Genomic DNA, 8,122 nt, shown 5'->3' with positions numbered 1-8,122 from the left:
AAGAGTATTTACAGTATATCTCTCAGTCTGCTGATGGTAATGTAATCTATAAAAACTTAGGGGATACTACTAACCCTAACTGGGTATTCCAATATTACGATAAATCAACAGGAAAATATGAGACTATTGTTTTACGTGATCTAGTAGCAGAAACTGAGTCTAAAACTACTATTGTTACTTATGAAAATAAACAATATTACTTATCTGAAGCATACATTGTAGGAGGAGGAGAATTAGACGTGACTAAATGGACAGCAGTGCCAGCAGGAGCTATTCATGTAGATGTAGTAGGTGGAGTGATTAATAATATCGAAGAGATCTTAACGACTAGAGGAAATATCACTATTAAAGTAGGAGGAAAAGATATGAAATTTACATCTGTAGAAGAGTACTTACAGTATATCACTCAGTTCTCAGAAGGTAATGTTATCTATAAGAATATCAGTACTGATTCAACTAAACCAAATTGGGTATTACAGTACTGGGACAATACTGCAAATGAGTACAAAACTATCAACCTAACTGATCTTGTTGCTTCAGTAGAAACTAAGACTAATATTCTTAGAGCAGAAGCTACAGCAGATAAGACATTATCTATCTATGAAGCTGTAGTAGCACCAGTACAAGCTAATGTTAAGAAAGGAGAAATCTTCTATAAGTATAATAATGAAGATAAAGGTGAACAATTCATCAATATGACAGCAGATATCATCTCTTCTATTAACAATAATGAAGAAGTGAAGAATGCATTGACTAATATCTTAAACCAAGGTGGTAACGTGTACTTCGGTGATCATGATAATGATGCAGCTACAGATAATGTATTCTATACAATGAAAATTGTAAATGGTAAAGAAGTGAAGACTCCTATTGAATTACCAGCTTCATTCTTATTAGAGATTATCAAAAATTATAAAGATGTAATTAAACAAGCTTTAGGAGATAATATTACAAACGAAGGAGATATCGTATTCACAGGGAATATCTATAATGGACGCCAAGTATTATTAGCTAAAGGAAGTACTAAAGCAAATGGAGAATCTGCTAGAACTGAAGGAGTAACATTAGCGAATGCTACAGGTGATAACGCTATCAATGGTGTTTTATCTATTAAGGTGCTAAAAGCAGGTGTGGTAGTTACAGAATCAACAAAAGATGTTGTGGTAGCAGGTACTAAGATTGACTTTAATATCGGTGTAGGGAATATTTATACAGCTTTACCAGCAGATACTTACGAAGTAGTAGTAGAGTACCTAGGTAAAGAGGTAAAGCCTACAACTCAACCATAATTTAGAAAACAACAAACAACAATTAATTCTTTTCAGAAAGGGAGAGGCTAAAGCCAACTCACAATAACGGCCTCTCCCTTTTATTAAATCAAACTCACATTATGAAAAAAATATATTTAAGTATAGCCATATCATTTCTTGCAACAGCTGGTTTTGCTCAGACTAAGATCGGTGTTGTTGGTAAATCTAATCCAGATGTAAACTCTAATGCTATCTTAGAATTAGAAGCAGAGAATAAAGGTCTTCTTTTACCTCGTGTTGCGTTAACTGAAACTACGAAAGCAGATCCTCTAAGTGCTCACGTAAGCGGGATGACGGTTTATAATACAGCTACTGTAGCGGATGTAGTACCGGGGTTTTATTATAACGATGGTTCGAAATGGCAACAGATGGTAACAACAGACAATAAAGCTGTGAAGTTCTTCTATATGCCTTCTATTGTTTTTGATACAAGTGTTATCACTGATCCTGCGACAGAGAAAGAAGTGAATTTGTATCAAGAGTATGTAGATCAGTTCGGTATGAAAGATAAAAAACGAACATTTAAAAACAATAGTGCTCCTGAAAGTATTCCTTATTTTCTTAATTCTAATCAGTTAGATTACTATGTTACTGATTACGATCCTGCTGTTTTTGAGATTTTAGGTATCAGTGATGATGGGATAATGAAGTATAGAATATTATCTAATGGTACTCCTACCTCTATCATGAATATTGTATTCTCTGTAAAATAACTAACTAGTAAAAGTGATTCACTATGGTTAAGAAAAGAACACTCTTAGTAGTTTCTGGCTTGTGCTCTATAGCTACTATGGCACAGACAGTAAACAAGGGAGGGCTATATGTAAGCCCAGAAGGGATAATGTCTACACATTATGCCTTAGAGAACACAGATGAGGCAGACTTTAAAAATAACGGTACGCTATATGTCTATAATGATATTATAAACAACGGTGCTTTCTTTGATTATAAAGGAAAACTAGCACAAGGGACTACTATTTTTAAAAGTGATAAACAACAGACTGTATCAGGTAACAGTATCAGTAAGTTTAACAATGTAGTGCTAAATAACACAGCCGATAATATTGCATTTAATGTTATTAATGATGTGGTAGTACAGGGCAAAGTAGACTTCCAAGACGGTATTGTCAATGTAGATGAGAAAGATGGATCATTTACATTCTTAAAAGATGCAACAGCAGTCAATGCAAGTGATAATAGCCATATCCAAGGAACTGTAGACAAGGAAGGAAACAATGAGTTTGTATTCCCTATTGGAGATAAGAAGTATTATCGAAATGCTACGATTACAGCGCCTAAAGAAGAGAAAGACATTTTCGTAGGGAAGTATAACTTAGATGATAAGAACTTCTTTACTTCTCATAAGCATAAGTCTGGTATAGTAGAGCTAGTAAACGAAAGAGAGTATTGGCTAGTAGACCGTAACTCTAATGCGAAGAGCGATGTTATCTTGACATTAGGCTGGCATACAGACACTACTCCAGCAGAGTTATTAAAGACTCCAGAGAAGAACTTACGCATTCTTCGTTGGGATGCTAAGGATCAGCTTTGGGTAGATGAGGGAGGTATCGTAGATGTTGATAATAAGACAGTGACTACACCTACATCTGTACGTGGATATGGATTCTTTACATTAGGTACTGTGAATACAGATTTGATATTAGATGGAGACGTAGTGATCTATAATCTAGTAACGCCTAATGGAGATGGCGAGAATGATTTCTTCTTAATTGATAATATTAATCGTTTCCCTAATAATAAAGTTGAGATCTATAACCGTTGGGGAGTGAAGGTTTATGAGACTTCTAATTATGACAGTAATAATAACGTATTCAGAGGGTATTCTGACGGACGTGTTACAGTTAACTCTGGAGAGAAACTACCTACAGGAACTTATTATTATGTGATTAGCTATGAATACAGAAATGCTAGCGAAGCACGTACAATTAGAAAATCAGGGTATCTACATTTAGACAACAACTAAGATTTTACGAATGACAATTAATAGAACAATAAGAAATATAAGTGTGTGTATGTTAACCTTGTTAGGAGCACAACAAATGCAAGCACAACAAGACCCACAGTACACACAGTATATGTATAATACCTCTAATATTAACCCTGCTTATGCAGGTACTAGAGGTAACCTAAGTATTTTTGGTAACTACCGTACACAGTGGGTTGGTTTAGATGGAGCGCCTAAGACAGCTAATCTGTCTGTGAGTACACCTCTAGGAGATTCTGGATTAGGATTAGGGGTGAACTATATGAATGATCGTATAGGAGCGATGGATGAGAATAATATCTCTGTAGACCTATCGTATGCTATCGATGTTAATCAAGACTATAAATTAGCATTTGGTTTAAAAGCTACGGCTAACTTACTGAATGTAGATTATACTCGTCTTAATATCTATAGTGGAAAAGACCCTGTAGCGATGACGAATATAGATAATCAATTCTCACCTAATATAGGGGCAGGTCTGTATCTATATTCTGAGAAGTCATATTTAGGATTGTCTGTACCTAACTTTTTGACTACAGATCGCTACGATGATAACGAGGTGACTACGATGCGTCAGAAAGCGCACTTCTACTTAATGGGAGGATATGTGTTTGAACTAAACCCTAGTTTGAAGTTTAAACCAGCTTTCTTAGCGAAGGCAGTTTCTGGGGCACCATTACAGATGGATCTGACAGCTAACTTCTTAATTATAGACAAGTTTACTGTAGGAGCAGCATATCGTTGGGATGCATCAGTTAGTGCATTAGCAGGATTCCAAGTGAATGATAACTTATTCGTAGGATATTCTTATGATGCAGATACGACTAAGTTAGCGAATTACAACTCTGGATCTCATGAGATATTCCTAAGATTCGATTTGTTTAATAATCGCACTCGTATGAATACACCAAGATTCTTTTAACGAAAACTATAAAGTATGAAAAAGAAGGTTATTAAGTTTTTCTCAATAGCCTCTTTTTTCTTAATAACGGTAGGGGCAGTAGCTCAGACTAGTAAGGAGAAAAAAGCGGATAAGAGCTTTGACTACTATGAGTATGTCAATGCGATCGAAATCTATGAGAAAATTATAAATAAAGGGTACAAAAGTGTTAATACACTTACTAAGTTAGCAGATGCTTATTACTTTAAAGGTGAGCTAAAGACTGCTCATAAGTGGTACGAAGAGTTATTTATTTTTGCAGAACAAGAAGGACATAAACTACCATCAGAGTACTACTATAGATATGCGCAGACGTTGCGTTCTATAGAGGATTATAAAAAGGCAGATGAGTATGTAAGTCGCTTTGCTGAATTAGAGAAGAGCGACAGTAGAGGTATATTATTCGAAGAAAAGAAAGATACTTACTTAAAGGAGATTAATGCCATGATACAGCGTTATGATCTGAAAGTACTGCCTATTAATAGTGTGTATTCTGACTATGGATCGAGTATCTTAGGAGACCAATTAGTCTTTGCATCTGCTAGAGAAACAGAGCATGGAGGTAGAGTACATAAGTGGACTAATGAAGCGTTTACTACTCTATACAGTACGGTGATTAGTAAAGACGGTAGTTTTAGCGAACCTGAACCTTTGGATAAGTTTGGAAATGCAAAGGTCAATGTAGCATCAGCTATCTTTACTAAAGATGGCAAGACGATGTACTTCACGAGTAATAACTTTAAGAAGAAAAAGAAAGTTCACAATGAAGATTATTACATCTTATTGAAGTTATATAAATCTACTTTAAATGAAGATGGAGTATGGACAGAAGCTGTAGAGTTACCATTTAACTCAGATAATTTTAATACTGCTCATCCTGCTTTATCTCCAGATGAGAGATGGTTATACTTTGCTTCTGATAGAAGTGGTACACTAGGAGAGTCTGATATCTATAGAGTCTTTATAGAAGAAGACGGAAGCTATGGTACCCCTGAGAACTTAGGGGCTAGAATTAATACAGAAGGGCGTGAGACATTCCCTTTTATCTCTAAGGATAACTATCTCTACTTCTCATCAGATGGACGTCCAGGGCTAGGAGGGTTAGACGTATATATGGCTAAGCTAAATGTGGATAATACCTTCGGTAAGGTAGCGAGTGTAGGTGCTCCTATTAACAGTTCTTCAGATGACTTTGCATTCTATATCAATGATAAAAATAGAAAAGGATTTATCAGTTCTAATCGTGAGGGAGGAGTAGGAAGTGATGATATTTATTTCTTCCAAGTAGTAGACTGTAAGCAGCAGATAGAAGGAAAGGTGTTCAATACGAGTACAAAAGAACCTATAGCGAATGCCACAGTAGTATTATATGATAATGCGTATAAAGAACTAGCTACGATCACTACAGATGCGAAGGGATATTATCTTACAGAAGCTTTAGACTGTAATTATAAGTTTAGATTAAAGGCTAGTGCAGATAAGTTTTTGACAGCAGAGGTATCTACGGTATTAGGACGAGAGTTTAATGTATCTAAGACGGTGGATATAGGACTAGATCCTATAGTTGAAAAAATAGAGAAAGATGATGATTTATTTAAGAAATTGAAGTTAGATCCTATCTATTTTGACTTTGATAAAGCGACTATTCGACCTGATGCAGCAGTAGAGCTAGCGAAGGTAGTAGAAGTGCTTAATATGTATCCTAAACTGAAGATAGATGTGCGTTCGCATACAGATAGTAGAGGTAATGATGCTTATAATATGAAGTTGTCTGACCGAAGAGCTAAATCAACGATAGCTTGGATGGTAAAACAAGGAATAGAAGAAGATCGTATCAAGGGTAAAGGGTATGGAGAATCACAGTTAGTTAATAAATGTGCTAATAAAGTACCATGTACTATTAAAGAGCATCAAGAAAATAGAAGAAGTGAGTTTATTATTCTGAATATAGAATAACACTGTTTCGGTTAGTAATTTTAAAAAAGCCAGTTTGTGATGACAGACTGGCTTTTTACTTTTTTAGTCAAATGTCATAGAACGGACAGAAAGGAATGATTCTATAGCCCTATTAGAGTGAGGTTGTTTTGTAATTCTATTCTTCAGTACTCTCCCTTCAATACCGCTACAAGATTTCTTCAAGACTTCTTCAAGAAAATAGGCTTGAACTAGAGCAATCTTGGCGTATTGTTGAAGAAGTGTTGAAGGAATTCAGACAAAGGCTTGTATATACTAGGATAGAGAGGTATTCGTGTATTATCTATTTTTGAAGTGTTTTTGGTTTAATGTGTTTGTAGTTAGGTGTTTATGTTTTTTTTAGAGGCTTTTTTTAAAGAAAAAAAACACTATATTTTTTTTCAAAAAGAAGTGTAAATGGATGATATGAAGGATAAATATCAAAAAAAGAGGGTATAAAACGTCTTTTACACTAGGTAAGTACGTCATAACTCATTAAAAATGAAAAAAAGAGATAAGAATTATTCACAACAGAATGAAATAGGATTCGAAGATAGGGTGATGATTATCTCATATACTATTTCAACAAAAAAAACCACCTGTTTAGAGGTGGTTTTCATATAGATAATAGATTGATTATTTTTCTATTGTTTGGTATACTTTAAGAGCTTGTTTTAAGATCTCAGCTGAGCGGATTAAGTCTTCTTTTTTAAGAACATAAGCCATACGAGCTTCGTTTAATCCTACACCTGGTGTAGAGTAGAATCCTGCAGCAGGAGCGATCATTACAGTCTCTCCATTTAGGTCATACTCTTCTAATAACCATTTAGCGAAGTTATCAGCATTCTTAATAGGGAACTTAGCTACACAGTAGAAAGAACCATGTGGCATAGTCACTTGAACACCTTCTATCTGTTGAAGCGCAGTGATGAATACATCTCTTCTCTCTTTGTACTCCGTGATTACTTCATCGAAGTAAGATTTAGGAGTGTCTAGAGCAGCCTCAGCAGCGATTTGTTCAAAAGTAGGAGGAGATAGACGCGCCTGAGCAAATTTCATTGCTGCAGCCATAAGCTCTTTGTTTTTAGAAACGATACATCCTATACGAGCACCACACATACTGTAACGCTTAGATACAGAGTCAATCATGATCGCGTGATTCGCTAATTCTGGGATGCTCATCACAGAGATATGCTTATATCCATCATAAGCGAACTCTCTATATACTTCATCAGCGATTAAGAATAGATCGTGTTTAACCACTAGATCTGTTAACTGTTTCATCTCTTGTTCTGAATATAAATAACCAGTAGGATTACCAGGATTACAGATTAAGATCGCTTTGGTCTTAGGAGTGATTAGTTTTTCGAATTCTGATATAGCAGGTAATGCAAATCCATCATTGATAGAAGACATTACAGGTACGATGTTTACTCCATTAGAAGTAGAGAATCCATTATAGTTAGCATAGAATGGCTCAGGGATGATGATTTCGTCACCTTGGTCCATTGTACTTCCTAAAGCGAATAATAATGCTTCAGATCCACCAGTAGTAACGATAATATCTGCTACATCTACATTAAGATTTTGGTCTTGATAGTGTTTAGCTAACTTTATTCTATAACTTTCGATTCCTGCAGAGTGGCTATATTCTAATACTTCGAAGTTAGCTTCTTTTACAGCTTTAAGAGCTCCTTCAGGTGTTTTAATATCAGGTTGTCCTATATTTAAGTGGTATACATGGTGTCCTTTTTGCTTTGCTACCTCTGCAAAAGGGACTAATTTTCTGATAGGTGATTCAGGCATTTGAAGCCCTTTGTTTGAAATCTTTGGCATAGTTTTGAAATTTAAATAAACATAGTAACTCTCTAAATCAATATTGGATTAGAAATCAATAATCCTCTAGAATATTAC

5 protein-coding genes and 1 pseudogene are annotated in these 8,122 nt (G+C 35.2%); 5 read left to right on the top strand and 1 reads right to left on the bottom strand.

Translation table 11 applies throughout. The annotated features are described in order from the left end of the window. From AABL87_RS12390 to AABL87_RS12370, 5 genes and pseudogenes are all read left to right on the top strand, one after another. Positions 1 to 1,289 (top strand): annotated as a pseudogene (locus AABL87_RS12390) (hypothetical protein); the annotation flags it as partial. A gap of 101 nt (positions 1,290 to 1,390) precedes the next feature. After that, positions 1,391 to 2,023 (top strand): hypothetical protein, encoded by a 633-nt coding sequence (locus AABL87_RS12385; protein WP_341277421.1) that lies wholly within the window; start codon positions 1,391 to 1,393, stop codon positions 2,021 to 2,023. A gap of 23 nt (positions 2,024 to 2,046) precedes the next feature. Continuing rightward, on the top strand, positions 2,047 to 3,294 hold the full coding sequence (locus tag AABL87_RS12380; protein ID WP_326368050.1) for a gliding motility-associated C-terminal domain-containing protein: 1,248 nt from the start codon (positions 2,047 to 2,049) through the stop codon (positions 3,292 to 3,294). A gap of 10 nt (positions 3,295 to 3,304) precedes the next feature. Continuing rightward, positions 3,305 to 4,237 carry a PorP/SprF family type IX secretion system membrane protein gene (locus tag AABL87_RS12375; RefSeq protein WP_006265791.1) on the top strand — a complete coding sequence of 311 codons (933 nt, stop codon included), beginning with the start codon at positions 3,305 to 3,307 and terminating at the stop codon, positions 4,235 to 4,237. 15 nt (positions 4,238 to 4,252) lie between these two features. Further along, positions 4,253 to 6,211, top strand: a complete 1,959-nt coding sequence (locus AABL87_RS12370; RefSeq protein WP_059051639.1) for an OmpA family protein — start codon at positions 4,253 to 4,255, stop codon at positions 6,209 to 6,211. Positions 6,212 to 6,844: 633 nt separating this feature from the next. Here AABL87_RS12370 and AABL87_RS12365 read toward each other — a convergent pair. Further along, positions 6,845 to 8,044, bottom strand: a complete 1,200-nt coding sequence (locus AABL87_RS12365; RefSeq protein ID WP_006258502.1) for a pyridoxal phosphate-dependent aminotransferase — start codon at positions 8,042 to 8,044, stop codon at positions 6,845 to 6,847. Positions 8,045 to 8,122: the final 78 nt, after the last annotated feature.

The sequence above is a fragment of the Myroides sp. C4067 genome (assembly GCF_038039665.1).
GTDB lineage: Bacteria > Bacteroidota > Bacteroidia > Flavobacteriales > Flavobacteriaceae > Flavobacterium > Flavobacterium odoratimimum.
This window is presented reverse-complemented; position numbering and strand designations above follow the sequence as displayed.